Raw genomic sequence first — 25756 nt, forward strand, 5'->3', positions numbered from 1 at the left:
TATGAGAAGGAAATGGAGGAATTTCACATGACAGACATTCAAATTGGACAAGTTGTGAAAGGATTTTATAAAACAGGTGTTTACGTTGGGGAAGTGACAGCAGTGAAACCATCGGCCTATCTCGTTCAAGTAAAAGCCGTTCTGACACATCCCACTCAAGGCGACCTGCATCACCCAAAAGAAGCAGACGTGCCTTTTTTCCAAGAAAGACGGGCTTTGGCCTATCGTGAACAGACGAATATCCCTCATCATATGGTGAAGCCTTATGATGGCGTTATACCAGATTATCAAGTATCACTAAAAGAAGCTGTAGAAAAATTAAAACAAGCGCTCCATGCGGATGATTCAAAATGGGCTGAAAAATCAAGAGCATGCCTATCTTCTCTCGAAAAAGATTATTTTCCAGAAGACGCCCGCTAATCAGCCGAATCAAAAAAGTGTGAGAAATCAATCAGCTCACCAATTTTGGTTGTTTGCGGATTTTCCACATAGGCTCTGTCTTTTTCAAAAAGGGTTAACAGCTGATAAGTCGTCATGGCATCATCTAGTGCCTTATGATGCTTACCAGCTCCTTCACTGCCGTATTCCTTTGCCGCTTTCCGAAGCCCTGTCAGTGTGCGATCACCAAAAAAAGTTTTATATTCAAAGGCAAGGTCCCTCAGCTTCCCCTTAAAAGGAAAGGCAATGTGATTGAGCATACAGTTTTGCTTCAGCACTTTCATGTCCATATTGCCCCATGTAATAATCTCACAATCCTCTCCCCCATCAAGCGACACAAGCTTCTCGATAAATGCCTCAAAGGAAATCCCGCTCTCTACATCCTGCTGCGTAATGCCGAGGAACGATTTACAGCGCTTCGTCAGCTTCGGGAACTTTTTCGGTTTGACGTAGCTAGAGAACGTGTCTATGATCGTTTCACTTGCCGCTTTCACTACCCCAGCTTCAATAATTTCAGGAAAAAAATTTTGCGGATGATACTTTCCATCAGGCATCGTAAATTCAAAATCGACCACAAGCACCGTCTTCTGTTCCACCAGTCTCACCTCACTTTTTCGTCAGTTTTTCATTCTGATACCATTATATTAAGACGGACCTTGAAATCACTTCATTTTCTTGAAAATAATGCAGATTCACTATGCCCAACCTATCCATCAGATGAAAGATCGTTTATTTTCCTTTATAATTATTAAGGAACACGAAATAAATAAAGAAGGTGGTCTCTATCACAAACAGGAAGAAAAACTTATACATCATGTGGTTTGTGAACTTTTTTGTATCTGCCAGCATTACAATGATCGTCCCTTTTTTATCACTTTACATAGAATCTCTTGATAGCAGTTATTCAAATGAATTTGTCCAAAGATGGAGCGGCTATGTCTTTGGCGTCACATTTTTAACGGCCTTTCTGATTTCTCCGATTTGGGGACGGATTGGAGACCGGCATGGCTATAAAAAGATTTTGCTCATTAACGGGATTGGGATTGCAACAAGTATTCTATTAATGGGGCTTGTGCAAACCGTTTATCAGCTATTCGCCCTGCGGCTCTTCATGGGGCTTGTCACAGGCTTTATCTCGACTTCAATGGCACTCATCTCTGCACAGACGGAAAAGGCAACTGCCGGTAAAACCCTTGGTACGATGCAGATGAGTAATGTTGCCGGAGGATTGTTTGGTCCATTAATGGGCGGATTCATGGCAGACAGCGTCGGATTTATTTATACGTTTTTCCTCACAGCGGCTGTCATTTATGCGTCAGCAATTGTGATTATTTTCGGAGTGAAAGAACATCCCATCCGTTCAAAAGAAGCGAGGCGCGTTTCTTACTCACGGAAGGATGTGCTCGTTCATATTTTCAAACAGCCTTTGCTTGTCGTCACGATGCTTTTAACGTTTATTACACAAGTAGGGAACTTTAGCATTCAGCCACTTTTGGCTTTATACATTCATGATTTACACGGTCCTGTTAATCTCGCATTTTATGCAGGTCTTGCGTTCTCTGCAACTGGACTTGGCAACCTGCTCTTTACACGAAAATGGGGAGATCTCGGAGATCGAATTGGTCACGACAAGGTGCTGCTTGCCCTTCTCATCCTCTCCTCTATTTTATTCATCCCGCAAGCAATGGCGGATTCCTATGCGATGTTAGTACTTTTCCGCTTTCTATACGGGATGGCACTTGGCGGGATTATTCCGTGTACGACGGCATATATTCGGATCAAAGCACCTGCCTCTATGCAAGGGGAAGTGCTTGGATACAATGTCAGCTTCCGCTTTCTTGGGAATGTTGTCGGTCCGGTGATTGGCGGCATTGTGGCGAGTCATTACGGGATTCCAGCTGTCTTTTATGTCACCGCCGGAATTTTTCTATTTGGCGCATTATTTTTATGGGCAGTCCGCTCACAGTCCAAGGCAAAAGAAAGGAGTGTCTGATCCAACATCAGATACTCTTTTTTCTTGTGTAGAAGCCTTATTCACTAGACTTCAAGCCCATTCTTTTCTAAAAATAACCTTCTCGTATTCGCAAAAGAATGGTACGATATGGCTAGAAAATTGAAGAAAGTGAGTGACCTCATGTTTCGTGCAATGATTGGTTGGTTATTACTTGCTGCCCTCATTCCATTATTTGTTCTGACTTTTTATCTATCAAAGGAAGAAGCTGCAAGTGTGAAGCCTGTGAACGAAGTGCTTGATCAAAAAATCAAGCTGGAAAAGATAGATTTTTCCCAAAACAGTTATATGTATGACCGGGATGGTTCTCTCATCTCTGAGATCGTATCAAACGATGAAAACCGAGTGTTCGTCACGTATGATAAAATTCCTGATCATGTGAAGGAGCTGTTCCTCCGCTCAGAGGACCGTAACTTTTATGACCATAAAGGCATTGACTTTATGGGAGTTGTTCGTGCCCTTGCCTCAAATGTGAAAAACCATGGCATTAGCCAAGGCGCAAGTACGATCACACAGCAATTATCTCGTAATTTATATTTAAGCCATGAACGTTCGTTCACCCGAAAGTTTACAGAGCTGCTCTATTCCTATGAATTAGAGCGGAAATTCTCGAAAGATGAAATTCTCGAAAGCTATCTAAATACGATTTATTTCAGTAATGGTGTTTACGGTGTCGGTTCTGCGGCTAATTACTATTTTGATAAGCCGCTTAGTTCTTTAACGCTTGCACAGATGGCATTTATCTCTGCGATTCCAAACAACCCAACACTGTATGACCCATTGAAGCAATTCAAACACACAAAGAAACGCCAAGAACGACTGCTAGGTATTTTAAAGAAAGACGGCGTCATCACCAAAAAGCAATACAAAAAAGCCGTCAAACAAAAAATCAGCCTGTCCTTGAGTGAAAAGAAAAACCTTTACCCTGACTATGTGACATATGCCAATGAGGAATTTACCGATCTTGTGTCAGATCAGGAAGGCTTTACAAAACGCTTGAAGAAGGCCAAAACAGATGGAGCAAAAAAAGCCATTCAAAAAGAATTATCTGAAAAGGTTAGTGCTCTGCTTCAGGATGGTGTCAAAATTTATACGGCACTTGATCCTTCCTTACAGCAGCGAGCCGTCTATCAGCTCAATGCGCAACTACCTTACCAAGGTGTAGAAGGCGGATCAGCGGTCATTCATCATGAAACACATCAAATTGTTGCACTTGCTGGCGGGAAGAACTATAAAAAGTTTGATTTCAACTACGCCTATCAAGCGCAAAGACAGCCTGGTTCTGCGATTAAGCCGCTTTTAGACTATGGTCCTTACATCGACCAAACCGGTGCAACAGCTTCAAGCAAAATTAGTGCCGGCAAGTTTTGTAGCAGCGGATACTGTCCGCAGAACTATAATCATAAAACGTATGGAACCGTCACACTTGAAACAGCCTTTAAGAACTCTTACAATACACCTGCGATCCGAATGCTGGATACAGTTGGTGTCAAAAAGGGATTTAGCTACTTAGAGAAATTCTCATTCGAACATATCGTAGCGGATGATTATCGCCTGCCTTCTGCACTTGGCGGATTTACGAAGGGCTTCTCGCCGCTAGAAATAACAGATGCGTATACCGTCTTTGGCAACCAAGGTGCTTACACGCAAAATCATTCGATCACAAAGGTGACAGACTTAAACGGTAAAACCCTTTACAAGTGGAAAGAGTCACCGAAGCAAGTGTATTCTCAGCGGACAAATGACACCATGCGTAAACTGCTTGCCTCCGTTGTAAAAAGCGGAACAGGGAAAAAAGCGAATTTCAGTTCCCCTTACATTGGTGGTAAAACAGGGACATCCAATGACTACAAAGACATTTGGTTTGTTGGACTGACAGATCAATATACAATGGGTGTATGGGTTGGAAGAGATAGAGGAACGGTTGAATCTATTTACAGCTCAAGTCCGCACTTACGTATTTGGAAGAATACGATGCAATACGCCAGATAAACAGGAGGTTTGATTGCAATGCATTCAACACATCCACCCCATTTGATTTTATTTGATGGTGTCTGCAACGTGTGCAGCGGCGCTGTTCAGTTTGTGATTAAACGTGATCCAAATGAGCGAATGATGTTTGCTTCATTACAATCAGAGACAGGGCAGCGCATTTTAAAAGAAAACGGTTTGCCTCTAGATGAGTTTAATTCATTCATTTATATTGAAAAAGGCACCCTTTATACGAAGTCGACAGGCATTTTAAAAGCCACGCGGCATTTAAAAGGGATCTACAGATGGAGTTATTTATTCCTTGCCATTCCGCGCCCTATCCGTGATTGGTTTTATGAGCGGATAGCGAAAAATCGCTACAAATGGTTCGGTCAAAAAACATCTTGTATGATACCTACACCGGATATTCAAAAACGGTTTCTATCATAAAAAAAGCATCCTCCACTATCGGAGGATGCTTTCTTTGTCTGTTTATGAAGGAAGACTTGCCATAACACTATTATAAAGCTTAATAAATAAGTACAAAATGCCGATTAAAAACGTGGCCCAAAACAGCAAAATAAACATCATAAATCCAATTAAATTTAGCATGGAAAGCGATTGATAAATGCGGACCACTACCCAGATAAAATAGACAAGACCTGCTAAAACAAATAGTCCGACAAGCAGAATCAGCTGCTGCGTCAGCAGAAATGCAAGCAAGCTGGCAAATAAATAAACAACGGATGCAATCCGAATTTTCTTTAAGTTCTCTCCTTCAGGGTCTTTCGCGAAAAAGAGTAGCGCCAACTCTAACACCGTATCTGCAATCAGTTTCAAGGCAGATAAAATCATAAAATAAACAAGTGCAAAAGCAGCAAAAAGAGCAAGCCGGATGCCCTGTTCCGAGAAGAATTCCAGCATTCCTTTTAAAATACCTGCTTGAGTCAAGAAATCAGTCGTAATCCCTACTGTGAAAATCGAAAAAGCAGAGCTGAATAGTAAAATCGAAATCAGCGGAAAATATCCAGTCAAATATGTATTTTTCATAAATAGATCCTTTCTCATAAGCTCACATTTATTATGGCTCACTTAAAACGGATTGACAAGATGCTTTCAAAGTAAACTGGCAGCAAAATCAAATTTGTGATTTTGCACGTACATTCCTTCACAAACTTACATTTTCCCGTTAAAGTATTACTATTACGAAAAAATCGTGCGTTAGGGGTATACTCGTGAAAAAAACATTAAGACTGCAAACACGGCTGACGATTTTTGTTTGTATCGTTGTCCTGATCTCCCTTTGTATCACTTTCTTTACGATCTGGTCAGAAACAGCTAAGAACATTCATCAGCAGGAACGTGACATCGCCCTCTCCACTGCCAAAATGGTCGCAGAGGCACCGATCACGGCGAAATCATTAGAAAAGCATTCATACTCTGCACTGCGTCAATATACAACAAGTGTTCAGCGAATCACCAAAACTGAATTCGTTGTCGTGATGGATATGAACGGCATTCGCAAAACCCATCCAAATCCGCAGAAGATCGGGAAGCGGTTTGCTGGCGGTGATGAAAAACTAGCATTACAGGGTAAAGAACATATTAGTACAGCTTCTGGAACACTAGGCAGATCCATGCGCGCTTTTGTTCCTGTTTATGATCAAGACGGAAAGCAGCTCGGGGCTGTGGCAGTAGGGATTACGTTAAAGGAAATTGACTTGATTATTCACCAAAGCTTACTCCCACTCTACTTCGTCATATCGCTCAGTCTTCTTTCTGGTATCATCGGAGCACTCATTGTGGCACGAAAAGTGAAGAAAATTATGTTTGGACTAGAGCCCGATGAGATTGCTACATTATTAAAAGAACGAAGCGCCATGCTAGAATCAACAAAAGAAGGGATTCTTGCCGTCGATCAGCACGGTAAAATCAAGCTCGCCAATGCTGAAGCGAAACGGCTCTTTCATAATATGGGCATTATGGTTGATCCTAGAGAACAAGATGTTCAGGTGCTCCTCCCTTCAAGCGGCCTAAAGCAAGTCATTGAAACACGCAAGCCACTGCTTGACCGCGACGTGAGAATGAACGGACTGGAGCTCGTATTTAACGAAGTCCCGATTACGGTAAAGGGCGAGATCGTTGGAGCAATCGCCACCTTCCGTGACAAAACAGAAGTCAAACACTTGGCTGAGCAGCTGAGCGGAGTCAAAATGTATGCAAATGCCCTCCGTGCCCAGTCGCATGAATTTATGAACAAGCTTCATGTCATTTTAGGATTGGTTCAGCTCAAAAACTACGATGACCTTGGCACTTATATCAAAGATATTGCGATCTATCAGCAGACGGAAACAAATGAAATCATCAACCATGTGAAAAACTCTGTTTTAGCAGGATTTTTACTAGGAAAACAAAGCTATATCAGGGAACAAGGCGCGACCTTAGAAGTCATATGCAGCACACAAGTCCCAAATTCAGAGGACCCGGCAGTGACGCATGATCTCATTACCGTCATTGGCAACCTGTTAAATAACGCACTCGATGCTGTTTCTCATACTGAGACGAAAAACATCTCGATCTCATTCCGATACGTTCAGGAGCAGCTTCATATTGAAATTACAGACACAGGTGTTGGTCTCACAAAAGAAGAACAAGACATCATGTTTGATCAAGGCTTTTCAACTAAAGGCGAAGACAGAGGATTCGGTCTCTACTTCGTTGACCAAAGCATCAAAAAATTGAACGGACATTTGATTGTCACGAGTGAAAAAGGAGAAGGAACGACCTTTAGTCTCCGCATTCCGTATAAACAAAAGGAGGATTCACATGATTAATGTGTTAATAGTAGAAGATGATCCAATGGTTGGGGAGCTGAACAAACGCTACCTGACCCAAATCGAGGGCTTTGAATTAAAAGGGATTGCCACCTCTTTTCAGCAGGCACTGGACATCTTAAAAACAGAAGCCATTCACCTCGTACTGCTCGATATTTATATGCCTGGACAAAATGGCCTGGCATTATTATCAGAAATTCGCAAACAAAATCATTCGGTTGATGTCATTGTCATTTCAGCTGCCAATGAAGTCGACGTGGTCCAGCAAACGATGCGAAACGGGGCTGTTGATTATTTAATCAAGCCGTTTGAATTTGAACGTTTCCAATCAGCGCTCTCAGAATATAAACGAAAACACGCGTTGTACCAAACGATGAACAGCATCTCGCAAAATGATTTAGATGCGAAGCTCTTTCATAAAAAAGCAGAGACGGAAAAAGTCCTTCTGCCAAAAGGCCTGACCAAAAGCACACTCAAACTCATCTGGACAAGTATTCAATCATTCGGTCATCAGGCTTTCACGACCGAAGACCTAGCGAATCATACAGAAATCTCTCAAGTCTCTATTAGAAAATACTTGAAATTCCTTGAGGACATCGAAGTAGTTGATGTTGAAATGGCATACGGGACAATTGGACGCCCTGTTTTCCAATATAAACTCAGTACAACAAATATGAATTTAATTCAGCAATATCTATAATTTGACACATCTGACCTTAAACAGAGGCCAGATGTTTTTTTATGGAACACGATGTGACAAACCCCTTGATATCAGCGGTTCCACTGTAGTAGATCACATCACAAAAGCGGCATTATATCATATTTCAGCACATAAAAAGACATCGAATTTAGCCTTTTAACATTTTTTTAAAAATAAAACAAATTTCTATTTATTTATTCGATTGGAAATGATAAATTATGATTGATTAGTTCAACGAGATATAAGTCTGATGTCTTACACCTTCTCTCCTGCCCTCCATAAGTTTCAGAAGAAAGCAGGATAAAATACCCTATTCAGAAGGGTGAGAAGAGGTAGGTCGGCCTTTTTTCGCGAGACTTTTCTGAAACTTTTAAATTTTATAGGGGGTTATGTTTTGAAGAAGCGCAAAATTGGACTAGCATTGTCCTTAGTCGTAGCAGCAGGAACCATCCTTGGAGCATGCGGCAACTCTGGCTCAAACAGCGGTGAAAGCAAAAAAGATAAAGATCAATTCACTGTTGCAATGGTAACTGATGTCGGTGGTGTCGATGACAAATCGTTTAACCAATCAGCTTGGGAAGGTTTACAAGCATTTGGAAAAGACAACAATCTAAAAAAAGGTAAAAACGGCTTTGATTATCTACTATCCAAAACCGATGCAGATTATCCAACAAATTTAAATACACTTGTCAGGCAAAAATTCAACCTCATTTATGGTATCGGTTATAAAATGGAGAGCGCCATTTCAAAAATAGCCGATCAACGTAAGAAAAACCACTTTGCTATCGTTGATGCAGTTGTAAAAAAAGACAATGTAGCAAGCATAATGTTTAACGAAAACGAAGGATCCTTCCTTGTGGGTGTTGCGGCTGCTCTTACAACAAAATCGAACAAAATTGGTTTTGTCGGCGGAGTTGACTCTGAATTAGTCAGAAAATTCGAAGTTGGTTTCCGTGCAGGCGTTGAAGCAGCTAATCCGAAAGCAAAAGTTGAAGTGAAATATGCTGGTGCATTCGATAAAGCTGACATCGGAAAAGCAACAGCTGAAAGCATGTACAAATCTGGCGTCGACATCATCTATCATGCTGCTGGCGGCACTGGAAATGGTGTCTTCACAGAAGCAACTAATTTAAAAAAGGCAGATCCAAATCGAAATGTCTGGGTCATCGGTGTTGATAAAGATCAGTATGACGAAGGAAAAGTACCTGGAACAAAACAAAGTGTCACCCTTACTTCTATGATTAAAAAAGTTGACACAGCAGTACAAGACTTAACAACAAAAGCAAAAGAAGGTAAATTCCCTGGCGGTCAAGTGATCACATACGGTCTGAAAGAAGGCGGCGTTGACATCTCTCCATCTCAGGACAACCTTAATAAAGATGTGTTAAAGAAAATTGAAGAATGGAAACAAAAAATCATCAAGGGCGAAGTGAAAATCCCTGCAACACGTGATGAACTAAAAGATTTTAAAGCTTAATTTGAGCATCGGGATAAGCGCGTCTTATCCCCTTGCCTCTCCTTTACCTCCTCTTTATTCGTAAAAGGTGGTAAAAGAAAAGCTGCAGCCTCGTTTTGCAGCTTTTCTTTTGCTAGTTTTTATCTTCATCAGCACCCTAAAAAAGGAGCGGTTAAACCTGTGGATTATGTCATTGAAATGTTGAATATACGCAAAGAATTCCCTGGCATTGTAGCAAACGACAACATTACGCTGCAGCTAAAAAAGGGCGAAATTCATGCGCTGCTTGGTGAAAACGGCGCTGGAAAATCAACGCTCATGAACGTGCTTTTCGGTCTTTACCAGCCTGAAAAAGGTGAACTCAAGGTTCATGGAAAACCTGTGTCCATCTCTAGCCCGAATGATGCAAGTGATTTAGGCATCGGTATGGTGCATCAACACTTTATGCTTGTCGATACCTTCACCGTCGCTGAAAACATTATCTTAGGAAAAGAGCCCAAGAAATTTGGAAAGATCGACAAAGAACAAGCCATACAGCAAGTACAAGAGCTTTCTGACCGCTATGGCTTAAAAATAGACCCTGCCGCAAAAGTATCTGACATCTCTGTCGGCATGCAGCAGCGTGCAGAAATTTTAAAAACACTTTATCGCGGCGCTGATATTTTGATCTTCGACGAACCAACAGCCGTCTTAACACCTCAAGAGATTAAAGAACTCATACAAATTATGAAAAACTTAATTAATGAAGGCAAATCCATTATTTTAATTACGCATAAACTGAAAGAAATTATGGATGCCTGTCACCGCGTCACCATTATTCGAAAAGGCCAGGGCATTCGTACACTTGATGTGGAAAGCACAAACAAAGATGAGCTTGCAAGCCTCATGGTCGGTCGTGAAGTTTCATTTAAGACAGACAAAAAAGAAGCCTCTCCTGCTGAGGAAGTACTTCACATTCAAGACCTTACGGTAAAAGACGCGCGAGGAATTGAAGCAGTCAAACATCTCAACCTCTCAGTAAAGGCTGGAGAAATTGTCGGTATTGCTGGAGTCGATGGCAATGGTCAATCTGAATTAATTGAAGCCATTACTGGTCTAAAAAAATCAGAATCTGGCACGATCATGCTGAACGGGAAAGCCATTCAAAATCTTCCGCCTCGTAAGGTGACCGAATCTGGAATTGGACATATTCCTCAAGACCGTCATAAACACGGACTCGTGCTTGATTTTTCAATAGGAGAAAATATTTCCTTACAAACGTATTATCAGCGTCCATACTCAAAATTTGGCTTGATGAATATGAAAAATATTTATGAAAAGGCAAAGCGAATCATTGCCGAGTATGACGTCAGAACACCGAGTGAATACACAGAGGCGCGCGCCCTGTCAGGCGGGAATCAGCAAAAAGCCATTATTGGCCGTGAAGTTGACCGCAATCCTGATTTATTAATTGCCGCTCAGCCGACACGTGGACTTGATGTTGGTGCGATTGAATTTGTTCATAAGCGCCTCATTGAGCAAAGGGACAAAGGCAAAGCCGTCCTGCTCATCTCATTCGAGCTTGATGAAATTATGAATGTCAGTGATAAAATTGCTGTTATTTTTGAAGGCAGCATTATTGCTATCGTTGATCCAAAAGAAACAACAGAGCAAGAACTTGGTCTATTAATGGCTGGAAGTACGCAACAGGAAGTGGGGAAAGAAGCAAATGTCTAATCGCTTAACAAATCTGCTGATTCCGCTTATAGCCATTGTACTTGGCCTTTTAGTTGGGGCCATTATTATGCTGGCAAGCGGTTATAGTGTCATTGAAGGATATAGCGCCCTTTGGAATGGCGTTTTCGGGGAAACCTATTATATGGGAGAAACCATCAGGCAAGTGACACCTTATATTTTATCAGGTCTTGCGGTTGCCTTTGCATTTCGGACAGGCCTATTTAATATCGGTGTAGAAGGTCAAATGCTCATTGGATGGATAGCTGCTGTTTGGATCGGAACAACTGTCAATGCACCTATGTATATTCATCTGCCGCTTGCACTCATCACTGCAGCTGCTGCTGGTGCATTATGGGGCTTTATTCCTGGTTTTTTAAAAGCTCGTTTTTATGTTCATGAAGTGATCGTCACCATTATGATGAACTATATTGCCCTTCATGTGACAAATTTTATTATTACAAATGTTCTTACAGATCATAAAGATAAAACAGATAATATCAAATCCACAGCCTCTTTGCACTCTGACTTTTTTGAAAAAATAACTGATTTCTCAAGCATGCATAACGGAATTATTGTAGCTATTATATCTGCCGTTATTATGTGGATCATTATCCAAAAAACCTCTAAAGGTTTTGAATTGCGAGCTGTTGGTATGAATCCACACGCCTCCCAATATGCAGGAATGAATGTGAGAAAAAATATTATATATTCAATGCTAATTTCTGGTGCTTTTGCAGGTTTAGCAGGGGCAATGGAGGGATTAGGAACCTTCGAATATGCTTCAATAAAAGATGCCTTCACTGGCGTCGGTTTTGATGGAATCGCTGTTGCTTTATTAGGCGGTAACACAGCCATTGGTGTCGTATTAGCCGCATTATTGCTTGGTGGATTGAAGGTCGGCGCTTTAAATATGCCACTTGAATCTGGCGTACCGACTGAGGTCGTTGATATTGTCATTGCGATCATTATTCTTTTCGTCGCCTCAAGCTATATTATCCGTCTTGTGATGAACCAAATGAAGAAAAAGGGGGGAAAATAAGTGGGATTTCTGCAAATTCTTGAAATCATCGTCCCAGCAACACTTGTCTATGCTGCACCACTTATTTTAACCGCTCTTGGAGGCGTCTTTTCAGAAAGATCAGGTGTTGTGAATATCGGTCTTGAAGGTTTGATGGTCGTCGGAGCATTTTCCAGTATTATCTTTAACTTGTTTTTTGCTGATACATTTGGCGCCTTGACCCCGTGGCTTGGGCTCCTCGTCGGAATGGCGATTGGCGGATTGTTCTCTCTGATTCATGCAGTTGCGACCATTACATTCCGTGCAGATCAAACGGTCAGTGGTGTTGCCATTAATATGCTGGCACTTGGCGCTACGCTGTTTGTCGTGAAACTCATTTACGGGAAAGCTCAAACAGATAAAATTACAGAGCCTTTCTATAAAGGGGATATTCCCCTTTTAAGTGACATTCCGATAATTGGCGATATCTTCTTTAAAGATGTTTATTATACGTCCATACTCGCATTAGCGCTTGCGGTTGTAGCTTGGTTTGTTTTATTTAAAATGCCGTTTGGTCTTCGTCTTCGTGCAGTCGGAGAACATCCAATGGCTGCTGATACAATGGGAATCAAAGTGTACCGGATGCGCTATATCGGTGTCTTTATTAGTGGACTGTTTGGTGGTCTTGGCGGAGCTGTTTATGCGTCAACCATCGCACTTGATTTCTCACATGCGACCATTACTGGACAAGGCTTCATCGCACTAGCTGCACTTGTCTTCGGTAAATGGCACCCATTCGGCGCAATGGGCGCTGCTTTATTCTTTGGATTTGCTCAAAGTTTAAGCATTATTGGCTCTCTCCTGCCGCTATTCCAAGATATACCGAACGTGTATATGCTCATTGCACCATATGTGCTGACCATCCTAGCACTCACTGGCTTCATCGGCCGAGCAGATGCACCGAAAGCACTTGGGACACCTTATTTAAAAGGAAAACGATAATAACGATGTATGATCAATCCCCTGAAGGATAAACTACCTTCAGGGGATTTTTGTATGATAAAAACATAAAAACTCCTGTTTATTTTACTTTTATTACACTTAATTTAGTTTAATAAATAGATGAGTGTCACAGAATCTTCTACAATTGAGACAAATAGCATTTGGGGGTGTTTATGTGGCTAATACACAACAATTGAAATCGATTACAGACGATTCTGACAATAATAAAAGCGTTTTCCGTAAGATCATGTCTTGGAAAATTGGTGTTATTGACTTACCTGTGTATTTAGTACTTGCAGCGATTATTTTAACTGCCGCTTATTTTAATAAAATTCCAGCAAATATGCTTGGTGGTTTCGCTGTTATTATGATTTTGGGGATTTTCCTTGGAGATATAGGACAACGTATTCCGATATTAAAAGATATTGGTGGACCGGCGATTCTTTCTTTATTCGTACCATCGTTCCTGGTCTTTTTTCATGTTCTGAATCCGAACTCGTTGGAAGCGGTTACGTCTCTTATGAAGACGTCGAACTTCCTTTACTTCTATATTTCTGCTCTTGTAGTAGGTAGTATTCTTGGGATGCAGCGAACTGTTTTAGTACAAGGCCTTATTCGTATGTTTGTTCCTCTTGTTGCAGGTACAATTGCAGCTGTGACTGCCGGAATTCTTGTTGGTCTTTTAGTTGGTTACACACCGCATCATTCGTTCTTCTTTATTATTGTTCCGATTATTGCCGGTGGTGTTGGAGAAGGGATTTTGCCATTATCTATTGCTTATTCACAAATTCTTGGTGTATCAGCAGAGTCATTAATCTCTCAATTAATTCCTGCTGCCGTCATTGGGAACGTCATTGCCATTATCTGTGCTGGCGCAATGAAGAAGCTTGGTGAAAAACGTCCTGAACTAAACGGAAATGGTCGTCTTGTAAAGTCTAAAGAGGCAAATGAAATTTTTGAACAGCCTGATATGGATCCAAAAGTTGATTTTGGTTTAATGGGTGCTGGTGTACTCGTTGCTTGTACAACGTTCATTTTTGGTGGTTTGTTAGAAAGCTTTGTTCATATTCCTGGTCCAATCTTAATGATTGTCCTTGCCGCTTTAATCAAATACTTAAACGTGATGCCTCAGCATCTGCAAGATGGCTCACAGCAGTTCTACAAGTTTGTATCAAGAAGCTTTACATGGCCACTTATGGTCGGTCTAGGGATTCTATACATTCCACTTGATGATGTAGCAACAGTGATTTCTATTCCATTCGTTTGTGTATGTATCGCTGTCGTTCTTGGAATGGTGGGTTCTGGTTATTTCGTTGGGAAATTGATGAACATGTACCCAGTAGAATCTGCGATTGTGACAGGCTGTCACAGCGGACTTGGCGGTACTGGTGACGTTGCGATCCTTTCAGCTTCTGGAAGAATGGGTCTCATGCCTTTCGCACAAGTATCTACACGTCTTGGCGGAGCAGCAACTGTGATCTGCGCAACAATCTTACTTAGAATGTTTACTTAATCAAACAATAAAAAGCATGGGCTCTATTACGGGGAACTGACCCCATAAGATGAGACAAATAAAAAACACCTTCAAGTTTGAAAATGGATCGTTGTGATCCGAAATAAAACATGGAGGTGTTTTTTCTATGGGGACAAGAGTGAGTTATCCGGTTGAAGTCAAACAGAAGGCTGTAGAAATGAGATTGGCAGGCGTACCTATGAAAGAGATCATGCAGAAATTGAATATCAAGAATAAGACGCAGGTTCAGACATGGGTGAGGTGGCATAAAGCTGGGGATACACACCGGTTCGAACAGCCTGTTGGAAAACAATATACCTATGGAAAGGGTCCCGAGTACTCTTCCGAATTAGAGAGACTGCAGGCAGAAAATCGCTATTTGAGTCAACAGAATGAAGTTTTAAAAAAGTACAACGAATTGGAAAGGAAGTTGATAAGGAAACGTCAATCAAACTGGTAGAAGAATTGTGCAAAACGATGACGGTACAGGACATCTGTGTCCATTTAGGCATCTTACGTACTTCGTATTATAGATGGAAAAAGGATCTGACTCAGAATCATTCTAAAAGACAACTAGAGAAACAGGTCGGCACGTTGTGCCGAAAGCACAAATATCGATATGGTTATCGAAAAATCACAGCCATACTAAAAAGGAGAATGCGTATTAACCATAAAACTGTTCAACGCATCATGCAGAAAAACCAGTGGCAATGCCGGGTTAAAATGAAAAAGCGTAAGAAGAATGGGCAGCCCTATGCCGTGGCCGATAACATACTGGATCGGAACTTTCAGTCTGATCGCCCTCTTGAAAAACTAGTAACGGACATCACGTATTTGCCTTATGGACAGAAACAATTGTACCTTTCCAGTATATTGGATTTATATAATGGAGAAGTGATTGCTTTTACGATTGGTGATAAGCAGGACACAGACTTTATCTTAAACACACTTAATCAGCTCCCAGCACTGCCTGAGAATTGCGTGTTACATAGCGATCAAGGTTCTGTGTATACATCTTACGAGTATCAGAAAGCTGTTCATATAAAAGGCATTACCATGAGCATGTCCCGTAAAGGGACGCCCGCTGATAATGCCTCCATCGAATCGTTTCATTCCTCACTAAAGTCTGAAACGTTCTATCTTAACAGGATTGACCGCACTACGACCAGCATCGTAGAACGCACTGTCAAAGAATACATTTATTATTATAACAACATTCGTATTCAAACGAAACTAAACAACCAATCACCGATAAACTATCGGCAATTGGCTGTATAAAGGTGTTTTGATCCCTGTCTCAAAAACGGGGGTCAGTCCCCGGGCACATGCTTTTTTTATATTTCTTTTATCCTATAAGGGTTTATTCTTCAGCAGAAACTACTCGTATATATTCTCTTGGCTGGAATGGATATTGTCTTGCTTCTTGATAGGTCATATAGAGAAGATGTTCTGAAAACAACGGCCATTCACTTTCCGCCTGCCACCTTTTTTGATCATTTCGTTCTATGAAGAATGCTCCTCCTAAAATCGTGCAGAATATGCTTAAGCTGATGCCCGCTTTTAGTTTCATGTAATCAGCTCCTTTAAGAAAAGCATGTACGAAATACAAAACAATATACAACGAGTTTTATTTTTGATAAAATATTTTTTGTGGTCAAAAGAACTCAAAACAAATACAATTTGCTGTAATTCAGTTCAAACCAATGCACTATGTCTGTATTTACGCTATAATTTTATTTACCAGTTCTTTAGAACGTGAAATTTATATTGATTGAAGGAGGTTTATATTCTTGCAGCTTATTCACTTCGCCATCCTATCGCCTTTTTTGCTTGCGTTTGTTGTGCCTTTTCTTTTTAAATACGTAAAGCGTATACATACAGGGTGGTTTGTTCTTATCTTGCCTATTCTATTATTTAGCTATTTTGTCCAAATGTTACACATTACCTCGAATGGACGAACGCTTTTCTCACAAGCTGAATGGATTCCATCTTTAGGGATGAATTTTACTGTATATGTCGATGGCCTTAGCCTGTTATTTGCATTATTAATTACAGGTATTGGCGCACTTGTGGTCTTGTACAGTATTTTCTACTTATCAAAAGAAAAAGAACAGCTTGGCTCTTTCTATACGTATTTGTTAATGTTTATGACCGCTATGCTTGGTGTGGTTCTCTCTGACAATATGGTGGTTCTGTACTTGTTTTGGGAGCTAACGAGTATTTCTTCCTTCCTCTTAATTGGGTATTGGTATAAGCGGGAGCGCTCTAGATATGGTGCAACCAAATCACTGCTTATTACTGTTTTTGGCGGATTAGCTATGCTTGGTGGCTTCATCCTCATCTACCTGATCACTGATTCATTCAGTATTCGTGAAGCAGTCAATCAGCTTCAGCTCATTATGGCATCACCTTACTTTATCCCTGCCATGATCCTGATCTTACTAGGTGCCTTTACGAAATCAGCGCAATTCCCATTCTATATCTGGCTGCCTGATGCAATGGAAGCACCTACCCCTGTGAGCAGTTATCTGCATTCTGCTACGATGGTGAAAGCCGGTATTTATCTTGTTGCCCGCTTCAGTCCGATCTTTGCTATATCAGAGGTGTGGTTCTGGACCATATCCATTGTCGGACTTATCACATTATTCTGGGGATCATTCCATGCCGTCCGGCAAAATGATTTGAAAGCCATTCTGGCCTACTCGACAGTTAGTCAGCTCGGCATGATTATGCTCATGCTTGGCGTCGGCGCAGCTGCGATTCATGAAAACAACCCTGCCTTTTTTGGCGCAGCCGTTCTTGCTGCTATTTTTCACCTCATTAACCATGCTACGTTTAAAGGCAGTCTCTTTATGGCAGCAGGTATTATCGATCACGAAACAGGTACTCGTGACATTCGGAAATTAGGTGGTTTAATGACCATCATGCCGATTACCTTTACGATTACGCTAATCGGTACATTTTCAATGGCTGGACTACCGCCATTTAACGGCTTCTTAAGTAAAGAGCTGTTTTTCACAAGTATGTTACGTATTTCTGAGATCAACTTTACAGATATTTCGACATGGGGCGCTATTTTTCCAGCAATTGCTTGGCTCGCTAGTGTCTTTACGTTCATTTACAGTATGATGCTTCTCTTTAAAACATTTAGAGGTCGTCTGAATGTAGACCAATTAGAGAAAAAACCGCATGAAGCACCGATTGGCATGCTCATTCCGCCAATCATTCTCGCTGCACTTGTGGTCACTTTCTTCTTTTTCCCTAATATTCTTGCCTACTCGGTCATTGAACCCGCGATTGCTGCGATCATCCCGGAAGCCATTGAAACAGGAAGCCGTTTTGCAGTAAAAATTGAAGCGTGGCACGGTTTCCAACCAGAGCTCTATATGACGATAGGTGTTGTTGTACTTGGTACAATCGGCTATTTAACGTTGTCAAAATGGCGTCCAATGTACAATATATTTAAGGAAAAATGGTCATTTAACACGTTATACGATCGTTCTCTAATCGGTTTAGAAAAAGGTTCATACCGCCTGACAAACAGTTATATGACCGGTTTCCTTCGTGATTACCTTGTCTATGTGTTTGGGTTCATGATTATTGTACTTGGCAGCGTGATGTTCTATCAGCAAGCTTTCTCATTTGAAACAGAAAAAGCTGCGCCAATTGGCACGTATGAAGCCATTCTTTCACTTGTGATGGTGGCGGCGACGGTCACGACCGTATTCGCCCGCTCACGCTTAACTGCCATTATTGCTCTAGGTGTCATGGGATACACGCTGTCATTATTCTTCGTGATTTTCAGGGCACCTGACCTTGCCCTGACACAGCTGATTATTGAAACGATTTCTGTCGCACTGTTTTTACTTTGCTTCTATCATTTGCCGAAGCTAAGCTTGAAGCAAAAAACGAGAAAATTCAAATTAACCAATTTGATCATTTCAATAGGTGTTGGTCTCACTGTCACTTGTCTTGCTTTTGCTTCCACAAGTCAGCAGTCACTTGAGTCCATTTCAACTTACTTTATTGAAAACAGCTATAAACTTGCTGGCGGCGACAACATTGTCAATGTCATTCTTGTAGATTTCAGGGGCTTTGATACACTCTTTGAAATTACCGTACTTGCCATTGCGGCACTCGGTATTTATGGATTATTAAAGGCACAGGCACAAGGAAAACGGAAGAGAGGCGTGCGGCGATGAGGAAGATTGATACGAATGATATGCTCTTACAAGTCACAACAAAAATCACAGCATTCATCATCTTGCTTTTTTCCCTTCACTTATTTCTTGCGGGACATAACAATCCTGGCGGGGGGTTCATTGGCGGCCTGATGAGTGCCAGTGCTGTCGTCCTTCTGCTCTTAGCCTACGATCTGAAAACAGTGAGACGTATTCTGCCCTTTAACTTTATTTATGTTGCAGCGACCGGGCTGCTCGTCGCGATCCTGACGGGTATGGGATCCTTTCTATTCGGTGCACCTTTTCTATCCCATGCATTTGATTATTTTCAACTGCCGTTTTTAGGGAAAACAGAACTGGCGACAGCCGTACTGTTTGATATCGGTGTATATTTAGTTGTTGTCGGTGTCACCATGACCATTATTCAAACGATTGGAGAGAAGGAATAATGGAATTTCTAATGTCTATAATCGTCGGTATTATTTTTATGGCGGCGACCTATTTAATGCTTTCAAAAAGCCTTCTACGGGTCATCGTCGGTACTGCTGTTTTGAGCCACGGCGTCCATTTGCTTCTTTTGACAATGGGCGGCTTAAAAAAAGGAGCTCCACCTATTTTAAAAGAGGGGCTCACATCCTATGTAGATCCATTACCACAAGCATTAATTTTAACAGCCATTGTCATTGCTTTTGGTGTGACATCCTTTTTACTTGTCATGGCCTTCCGTGCCTTCCAAGAGCTGCGAACAGATGACATGGATCAAATGAGAGGAAATGATCAGCATGAATAATCTCGTGATCCTGCCAATTTTAATTCCATTATTAGCTGCTACACTATTGATCTTTATGAATAAGAACATCATGCTGTCGAGAGGCTTTAGTGTGTTTGCTTCGCTCTTAGCCATTGTCTGTAATGTGTATTTAGTCCAAACCATCTTTACTAATGGGATTCAAACTCTCTATTTAGGAGGCTGGAAAGCACCATTTGGGATTGCCCTTGTGGCCGATCAGTTTGCTGCGCTCCTTGTGCTCACCGCTTCCGTTGTTGGGCTAGTGACAGTTCTATTCTCCTTTCAAACAATTGGGAAGGAAAAGGAGCGGCTTTTCTATTACTCTGGCGTACAATTTTTGTTAGCTGGCGTAAGTGGGGCCTTTTTAACAGGCGATATTTTTAACCTGTTTGTATTCTTTGAACTGCTGCTGATGGCATCATACATGCTCATTGTACTGGGCGGATCAAAACCGCAGCTTCGAGAATCACTCAAATACATTGTGTTTAATATCATCTCATCGGCTTTATTTATCGTCGGTGTCGCTTGCTTATATGCAGTCACGGGCACTTTGAATATGGCTGATTTAAGCGTGAAAATAGCTGAATCAGGGCAAACAGGATTAATCACTGTCATTTCTATTCTGTTTCTCATTGTATTTGGTTTAAAAGCTGGGATCTTCCCGCTTTATTTCTGGCTGCCAGGATCATATCATGCACCGCCAGCGGCTATTTCTGCTCTATTTGGTGCACTGCTGACAAAGGTTGGCTTATATGCGATTGCCAGAGTTTTTACGTTAATTTTTATACATGATACAGGGTTTACACATACACTCATGGCTTGGTTTGCCGCACTTACGGTGATATTCGGTGTGATTGGCTCTATTGCCTATTCTGATGTGCAAAAGATCGTCATCTATAACATTGTCACAGCAGTTGGGGTCATTTTGTTTGGGATTGCAGCCAATACACCCGCCTCACTCCAAGGGGCCATTTATTATCTCATTCATGACATGGTGATTAAAGGCGCTTTATTTATGCTGGCAGGTGCACTCTTTGTGTATGCTGGCACCAATCACTTGAAAAAGATGGGCGGACTGATTCAATCTCAGCCTTTACTAGGGTGGATGTTTTTCATTTCGGCTTTATCCCTAGCAGGAATTCCTCCTCTGAGTGGGTTTGTTGGAAAGCTAAAGATTGTAGAAGGTGGATTTTCTGCTGGACACATGACCTTTTCTATCCTTGTCTTAATGTCCAGCCTTCTTGTCCTGTATTCGATTATGAGGATCTTCATACTCGCATTTTGGGGCGAGGATCAAGATATGCGAAGAAGGAAACCGTCGATTAAAGGAATGGTGTACCCTGGCGTACTGCTTGTGATCTTGTCGCTTGCCATTGGGTTAGGGACAGAGTTCATTGCCCCTTATATCAATCAAGCAGCGGAAATGCTCTCAACACCAGAAAAATATATTCAAGCTGTGCTGAAGGAGTAGATGAACATGGCCTTTCAAATATTACTAAACGCTCTCCTCGCCTTTACATGGATGTTTATGAATGATACATACAGAGCCGCAGACTTTGTATCAGGCTTTGTACTAGGGATGGTCGCCATTTTTATGCTTCGGCGGTTTTTTCCGCAGCGTTTTTACGGCTATGCCCTGTTTGCGATTTTCAAGCTCGTATTGATTTTTATTCGGGAGCTGCTTCTTGCCAATTTAAGTGTATTAAAGACCGTATTATCTCCAAAGCTCACCATTAAGCCCGGTATTTTCGCCTTTCGTACAGATTTGAAAACGGATTGGGAAATCACCATACTGGCTAATATGATTACATTGACACCAGGTACACTCGTCATTGATATTTCTGATGATCGTTCCATTTTATACATTCACGCGATGGATATTGAAGATGCAGAAAAAGCCATTCACGATATCCGGGTTTCATTTGAAAAAGCGATTCAGGAGGTGAGCGGTAAGTAATGGAGCTCATATTACAAATTTCACTTGGCATTCTTGCGCTGTCCACCTTTCTTTTTGTGATACGGGTTATCAAAGGGCCCTCTATTCCTGATCGTGTAAGTGCGCTTGATGCGATAGGAATCAATTTAATTGGGATGACAGCTATCGTTTCTATTTTGCTGAAAACGACAACGTTCTTTGAAATTATTTTACTGCTCGGTATCCTTGCCTTTATCGGCACTGTCGCTTTTTCCAAATTCCTTGAGAAAGGGGAAGTGATTGAAAATGATCGTCATCGCTAAAGCTATTGTCATTTTCTTTATCCTGCTTGGCGCCATCCTTTGTCTCATTTCAGCCATTGGCGTTCTTCGCCTGCCGGATGTTTATACACGTATGCATGCTGCATCAAAAGCATCGACACTTGGGGTTGTCCTCATATTAGTTGGGGTGTTCTTTCACGAATGGTTTCTTGCAGGGATTATTTCTGCGAAGATCCTACTTGGGATTGTCTTTATCTTTTTAACAGCTCCAGTCGGCGCACACTTGATCGGAAGAGCCGCCTACAATACGGGGGTCAAGATGGACAAACGAAGTGTACAGGATGATTATGGCGGTTTTCGTAACTTCGTGATTAAACGCAAAGAAGACTCGTACTTATAAACCGAAAGAAGGACCTCACATGTGGGGTCCTTTCTTTTATTTCTATGGAAAAACCTTTTTATGAATCAATCCAACCTAAAAAAGCTTCCGCTGCACCGGGAGCTTTTTTATATGCGATCAATGACAGCAAGTGTGCATCTTGACGTACAGATGTGCCGGTCTCGATCATCTTTAATATCAATTTGAAATACCATTGTACGGCGCCCGACATGTACAGGAACAGCCGTCGCTGTCACTACTCCATCACGTACAGATTTTAAGTGATTGGCATTGATTTCAATCCCTGAGCAAACTTGCTGAGTTAAGTCTAAATGAGCCGCAGCTCCCATGCTTGCCACTGTTTCTGCTAGAGCAGCAGAAGCTCCTCCGTGCAGCAGTCCAAATGGCTGTTTTGTTCTGTGATCAACTGGCATTGTCGCTACGCATCGAGACTCATTACACTCTACAATCTCAATCCCCAGTGCCTCAAGCAGTGTATTTGATCCACTCACTTCCATCAGGGTTCTCTCCCTTCACACGTTTACAGCACACTTTCAGATTTTGCAATTAACACCGCTTCGGTTCGAGAGCCAACATTCAGCTTATTAAAGATGGACGTCAAGCTGTATTCAATCGAGCGTTTGCTCAAATGCAGCACATCGGCAATCTCTTGGTTCGTGTATCCTTTTTCCACTTCTCTGAGGATCAAACACTCTCGCTCTGTTAACAGCTCGTGATCGGTCTCCTGCGCCTGTTCTGGCTTTTCTTGCTGCTGTGAAATTAATTTCTTTAAATAGGATAGCTGAATGACAACTTCTCCTTGCAATGTGCGGTGTATGTATTCAATAATTTTGTCTTTTGTCTCTGTTTTACTAATTGCACCGTGCAATCCAGCCCGAATGGCCTCTTCAAAATAATCATCTACTTCATACCCTGTATAAATGATGATTTTCACTTGTTGGTTGGTTTCTAGAATTTGTTTCGCAATGTCCATTCCATTGATATCCCCGAGATTTAAATCCATCAAAATCACATCATAGATGGAAAAGTCATGCGTCTTTAAAAAGGCGGCTTCTGCATCAGGACTTAAACAATCGACTGATAGCTGCTGATCTGATTCTAATATGCTTTTTGTCCCTTCCATGACAGCCGGATGATCATCAATGACCAATATCTTCTTCATGTCTTCCTCCCTTTAAATCACTCACTTCCATTTTATATAAAAGACTTGGCAGATGCCAAGTCTTATTCCTTAATAAATCGTTACAATTCCATTTCAATTTTCACCTTCAGCCCTTTTTCAGGTGCTGTGTGAATGTGAAGCTTCCCATTTAACGCCTTGACTCGTTCTCTGATGCCAGAAAGGCCCATGCTCATGGTGTGCTGATCAAGATGTCTTGCGTCAAACCCAACTCCATCATCCTCGTAGTGAAGAACAACCTGATCTTTAATACAAATCAGCATTACGAGCACTTGGCTGGCTTGAGAATGTTTCAAGGCATTGGATAACAGCTCCTGAACAATTCGGTAAATATTGAGCTGGGAGTCAATATCAATGTCCAGCTCCTTATCAAAGCGTGTCGTATTCAGCCGAATATGAAATGGTGCTTCCTCCTGAATTTGAGAAGTCAGCTTCGATATCGCCTTCACTAAACCTAAATCGTACAGCAGCTGCGGCCGAAGTTCATGACACGTTTCTCTCGTCGTTTGAATCACCTTAGACATTTGTTCATTCCATGAGATAAGCGATTGTTCAATAGACGTTGGGCATTGATCGTTTTGGAAATTCGTTAAAAACATCTCTGACTGTCTTTTCAGCGATATCAAATCCTGCAGCACGGAATCATGAAGATCCCTCGCTAAATCGGAGCGCTGTTTTTCCTCCATCGCAAACATGACTTTTTTCAGCCAAGCGGGGTTCGCTTCACGCTGCTTCAAATCTTCAAGATGCTCCATCAATTCTTCAATCTTGACGACATTTTCTAAACTGACACTTGTGTAAAATGCCAATGTTTTCAACCAAGAAATCTCATCCCGCGTCAATTTAGGTGTACGTAAATTAGATAAACAGCAAATCACAAAAGAGTGACCGCCCCGCTCACCAATTTTCATCATGAACCCTTTATCAAGCGCAATGATTTTTCCGACTTCACCTAAAATATCTTGAAATTGATCCACATAATCTTTCCATAGCTGGCTTTCTTCTATTGATTCATCAATTTCAACAATTTGTCCATCTGCCTTCACTTCAAGCACAAAGGCTTTGTTCACAACAAGTACTTCTAAGATGGTGTATTTTAAATGATACAATACTTGATGAAGTGATGACGCCTCACGAATGAGCTGCGTGAATTTAAATATGCTGTCCTGATAATTATGCTTCTCTGAAAAACGCTTCAGACGAAAGCGGAAATCGATGATTTCTTTAAAGTAGAAAACGGTGAGCATAAGAATGTACGTGATGATCGTAAATTTCACTGTATAGAAATTTGCATTCGGCTTTTGAATAAAATCAAAAAGAACAACCACTAGTATTGTTGGTGTAATCGCTAAAAAACCGTAGTATTTAATCCTCCCCATAAAGAAATCAACATTATACAGCTTATTTGACATAAATTGATAGACTAAGAAAAAAGGAATTAAAAGAACAAACGATGCTACAACATATGGTGAAATAAAATATATACCAAAAAAATAAGGAATGATAAAAAATAGCATGAATGGACTGAATGCTGAGATTAAAATGAGTGCAAATGCTCGAAGTACATTGCTGACTTCATTGTCTTTCAATTTTTTAGCAGCCCTTATAGTGATAATAATCGAAAGGAAAGCCAGAACAAAAAATGAAAGTAAATTGACATATGCTAATAGATCTACTGGTCCAGCTTTATTTTTATAGAATAAAACTAATAAAACGTTAGTAACTGGAACTAGATACAAATAAAAAAGAACTCGACGACGAATAATTTCTGTTCCTAATTCTTTTAAATATTGATACATAAAGTGCATATATAGTGGAGGTACAATATTCATTGTAACGATTACAAGAATACGACTGATAGCCTCTCCTTTTCCAGAACCACCAGAACTTACATAACCTATAGACACCGCCAAAAGAAATAAAGCTAAAATATAAGCTGACTCTTTTTGGTTTGCTTTATTCATTTTTAAAATCATAAATATACAAAATAGACAGATGGAATAAAGAATGACTGGTATTAGATAAATAAACAGATTCGCTTGACTCAATAACCTTACATTCTCTAAATCAATTTTATCACCATGTCTATCAACGACTAAACTTTTAACATTAGCTAAAAAACCTCTTTTAACTTCTTCAACTGGTTTTTTATTCCCATTCACTTCAAGTATGATATCGCCTTTTCTAACTCCAGCTAGATAGCTATCTGTAAAATTATCGACATCCACTACCTCAAGTTGACCGTGACTATTTTCCTTAACAGCTGCTCCAACAAAAATATTAAATACGTTGATATAAGAGATATAAATCACATAGATGAAGCTAAGGATAACTAATATAACTGTTAACTTAGAGTAAAACTTTCTCATAA

25 protein-coding genes are annotated in these 25756 nt (G+C 40.9%); 19 read left to right on the forward strand and 6 right to left on the reverse strand.

The window, feature by feature from the left end; all coding sequences use genetic code 11:
- Positions 1–27 precede the first annotated feature (27 nt).
- The gene (locus tag MHI33_RS17295; protein ID WP_044140805.1) at positions 28–420 is read left to right on the forward strand and encodes a kinase-associated lipoprotein B; all 393 of its coding nucleotides are present in this window, start codon (positions 28–30) and stop codon (positions 418–420) included.
- Here the strand turns inward: MHI33_RS17295 and kapD are convergent.
- Entirely contained in the window at positions 417–1034 is a 618-nt protein-coding gene (gene kapD / locus MHI33_RS17300; protein WP_003213730.1) for a 3'-5' exonuclease KapD, read from the reverse strand. The genes MHI33_RS17295 and kapD overlap by 4 nt on opposite strands.
- A gap of 218 nt (positions 1035–1252) precedes the next feature.
- Here kapD and MHI33_RS17305 point away from each other — a divergent pair, with 218 nt between their 5' ends.
- The 3 genes from MHI33_RS17305 to MHI33_RS17315 all read left to right on the forward strand — a co-directional run bounded on the left by MHI33_RS17305 (position 1253) and on the right by MHI33_RS17315 (position 4870).
- Complete coding sequence (locus MHI33_RS17305) at positions 1253–2431, forward strand: MFS transporter (RefSeq protein ID WP_044140807.1); 1179 nt, start codon at positions 1253–1255, stop codon at positions 2429–2431.
- Positions 2432–2539: 108 nt separating this feature from the next.
- Positions 2540–4441: a transglycosylase domain-containing protein gene (locus MHI33_RS17310; protein WP_044140808.1), complete on the forward strand. Its 1902-nt coding sequence runs from the start codon at positions 2540–2542 to the stop codon at positions 4439–4441.
- An 18-nt stretch (positions 4442–4459) separates the two neighbouring features.
- Positions 4460–4870: a thiol-disulfide oxidoreductase DCC family protein gene (locus tag MHI33_RS17315; protein ID WP_106067615.1), complete on the forward strand. Its 411-nt coding sequence runs from the start codon at positions 4460–4462 to the stop codon at positions 4868–4870.
- A gap of 42 nt (positions 4871–4912) precedes the next feature.
- Here the strand turns inward: MHI33_RS17315 and MHI33_RS17320 are convergent, their stop codons facing one another.
- The gene (locus MHI33_RS17320; RefSeq protein ID WP_044140810.1) at positions 4913–5470 is read right to left on the reverse strand and encodes a YufK family protein; all 558 of its coding nucleotides are present in this window, start codon (positions 5468–5470) and stop codon (positions 4913–4915) included.
- 185 nt (positions 5471–5655) lie between these two features.
- Between MHI33_RS17320 and malK the strand changes: the two genes are divergently transcribed.
- From malK to MHI33_RS17360, 8 genes are all read left to right on the forward strand, one after another.
- The gene (malK, locus tag MHI33_RS17325) at positions 5656–7254 is read left to right on the forward strand and encodes a malate sensor histidine kinase MalK (RefSeq protein ID WP_044140811.1); all 1599 of its coding nucleotides are present in this window, start codon (positions 5656–5658) and stop codon (positions 7252–7254) included.
- A complete protein-coding gene (locus MHI33_RS17330) occupies positions 7247–7954 on the forward strand; it encodes a response regulator (protein WP_044140812.1) in 708 nt (235 codons plus the stop codon). The genes malK and MHI33_RS17330 overlap by 8 nt, the downstream gene beginning before the upstream one ends.
- A gap of 394 nt (positions 7955–8348) precedes the next feature.
- Positions 8349–9431, forward strand: a complete 1083-nt coding sequence (locus tag MHI33_RS17335) for a BMP family lipoprotein (RefSeq protein ID WP_065099071.1) — start codon at positions 8349–8351, stop codon at positions 9429–9431.
- A 159-nt stretch (positions 9432–9590) separates the two neighbouring features.
- Positions 9591–11126 (forward strand): ABC transporter ATP-binding protein, encoded by a 1536-nt coding sequence (locus tag MHI33_RS17340; RefSeq protein ID WP_065099072.1) that lies wholly within the window; start codon positions 9591–9593, stop codon positions 11124–11126.
- Positions 11119–12165 (forward strand): ABC transporter permease, encoded by a 1047-nt coding sequence (locus MHI33_RS17345; RefSeq protein WP_065099073.1) that lies wholly within the window; start codon positions 11119–11121, stop codon positions 12163–12165. The genes MHI33_RS17340 and MHI33_RS17345 overlap by 8 nt, the downstream gene beginning before the upstream one ends.
- Positions 12166–13125 carry an ABC transporter permease gene (locus MHI33_RS17350; protein WP_003213713.1) on the forward strand — a complete coding sequence of 320 codons (960 nt, stop codon included), beginning with the start codon at positions 12166–12168 and terminating at the stop codon, positions 13123–13125.
- Between the two features lie 175 nt (positions 13126–13300).
- A complete protein-coding gene (locus MHI33_RS17355; protein ID WP_003213451.1) occupies positions 13301–14638 on the forward strand; it encodes a 2-hydroxycarboxylate transporter family protein in 1338 nt (445 codons plus the stop codon).
- Positions 14639–14765: 127 nt separating this feature from the next.
- A protein-coding gene (locus tag MHI33_RS17360) for an IS3 family transposase (protein ID WP_340911867.1) occupies positions 14766–15916 on the forward strand; the annotation gives its coding sequence in 2 pieces (ribosomal slippage) (positions 14766–15039 and positions 15039–15916; 1152 coding nt in all).
- A gap of 82 nt (positions 15917–15998) precedes the next feature.
- On the opposite strand, the gene MHI33_RS17365 is transcribed toward MHI33_RS17360, so the two are convergent.
- Entirely contained in the window at positions 15999–16208 is a 210-nt protein-coding gene (locus tag MHI33_RS17365) for a hypothetical protein (RefSeq protein WP_012011099.1), read from the reverse strand.
- Between the two features lie 220 nt (positions 16209–16428).
- Here MHI33_RS17365 and MHI33_RS17370 point away from each other — a divergent pair, with 220 nt between their 5' ends.
- From MHI33_RS17370 to mnhG, 7 genes are read left to right on the forward strand one after another with little or no spacing between them, the layout of a single operon-like run.
- A complete protein-coding gene (locus MHI33_RS17370) occupies positions 16429–18840 on the forward strand; it encodes a Na+/H+ antiporter subunit A (protein ID WP_106067672.1) in 2412 nt (803 codons plus the stop codon).
- Complete coding sequence (locus tag MHI33_RS17375) at positions 18837–19268, forward strand: Na(+)/H(+) antiporter subunit B (protein WP_034620105.1); 432 nt, start codon at positions 18837–18839, stop codon at positions 19266–19268. Before MHI33_RS17370 ends, MHI33_RS17375 begins: the two co-directional genes overlap by 4 nt.
- Complete coding sequence (locus MHI33_RS17380) at positions 19268–19609, forward strand: Na(+)/H(+) antiporter subunit C (protein WP_003213576.1); 342 nt, start codon at positions 19268–19270, stop codon at positions 19607–19609. Before MHI33_RS17375 ends, MHI33_RS17380 begins: the two co-directional genes overlap by 1 nt.
- A complete protein-coding gene (locus MHI33_RS17385) occupies positions 19602–21080 on the forward strand; it encodes a Na+/H+ antiporter subunit D (protein WP_034620106.1) in 1479 nt (492 codons plus the stop codon). Before MHI33_RS17380 ends, MHI33_RS17385 begins: the two co-directional genes overlap by 8 nt.
- Positions 21081–21086: 6 nt before the next feature.
- Positions 21087–21566, forward strand: a complete 480-nt coding sequence (locus MHI33_RS17390) for a Na+/H+ antiporter subunit E (RefSeq protein WP_044140819.1) — start codon at positions 21087–21089, stop codon at positions 21564–21566.
- Positions 21566–21847: a Na(+)/H(+) antiporter subunit F1 gene (locus MHI33_RS17395; protein ID WP_003213177.1), complete on the forward strand. Its 282-nt coding sequence runs from the start codon at positions 21566–21568 to the stop codon at positions 21845–21847. The genes MHI33_RS17390 and MHI33_RS17395 overlap by 1 nt, the downstream gene beginning before the upstream one ends.
- Positions 21831–22205: a monovalent cation/H(+) antiporter subunit G gene (gene mnhG / locus MHI33_RS17400; protein WP_003213369.1), complete on the forward strand. Its 375-nt coding sequence runs from the start codon at positions 21831–21833 to the stop codon at positions 22203–22205. The genes MHI33_RS17395 and mnhG overlap by 17 nt, the downstream gene beginning before the upstream one ends.
- 107 nt (positions 22206–22312) lie before the next feature.
- Here the strand turns inward: mnhG and MHI33_RS17405 are convergent, their stop codons facing one another.
- The 3 genes from MHI33_RS17405 to MHI33_RS17415 all read right to left on the reverse strand — a co-directional run bounded on the left by MHI33_RS17405 (position 22313) and on the right by MHI33_RS17415 (position 25754).
- Positions 22313–22702, reverse strand: coding sequence for a hotdog fold thioesterase (locus MHI33_RS17405; protein ID WP_003213775.1), 390 nt, complete (start codon positions 22700–22702; stop codon positions 22313–22315).
- Positions 22703–22725: 23 nt separating this feature from the next.
- Positions 22726–23367, reverse strand: coding sequence for a response regulator transcription factor (locus MHI33_RS17410; RefSeq protein WP_003213500.1), 642 nt, complete (start codon positions 23365–23367; stop codon positions 22726–22728).
- Positions 23368–23447: 80 nt separating this feature from the next.
- Positions 23448–25754 (reverse strand): sensor histidine kinase, encoded by a 2307-nt coding sequence (locus tag MHI33_RS17415; RefSeq protein ID WP_340912795.1) that lies wholly within the window; start codon positions 25752–25754, stop codon positions 23448–23450.
- Positions 25755–25756 lie beyond the last annotated feature (2 nt).

The organism is Bacillus sp. FSL K6-2971 (genome assembly GCF_038006405.1).
GTDB classification, from domain to species: domain Bacteria; phylum Bacillota; class Bacilli; order Bacillales; family Bacillaceae; genus Bacillus; species Bacillus pumilus.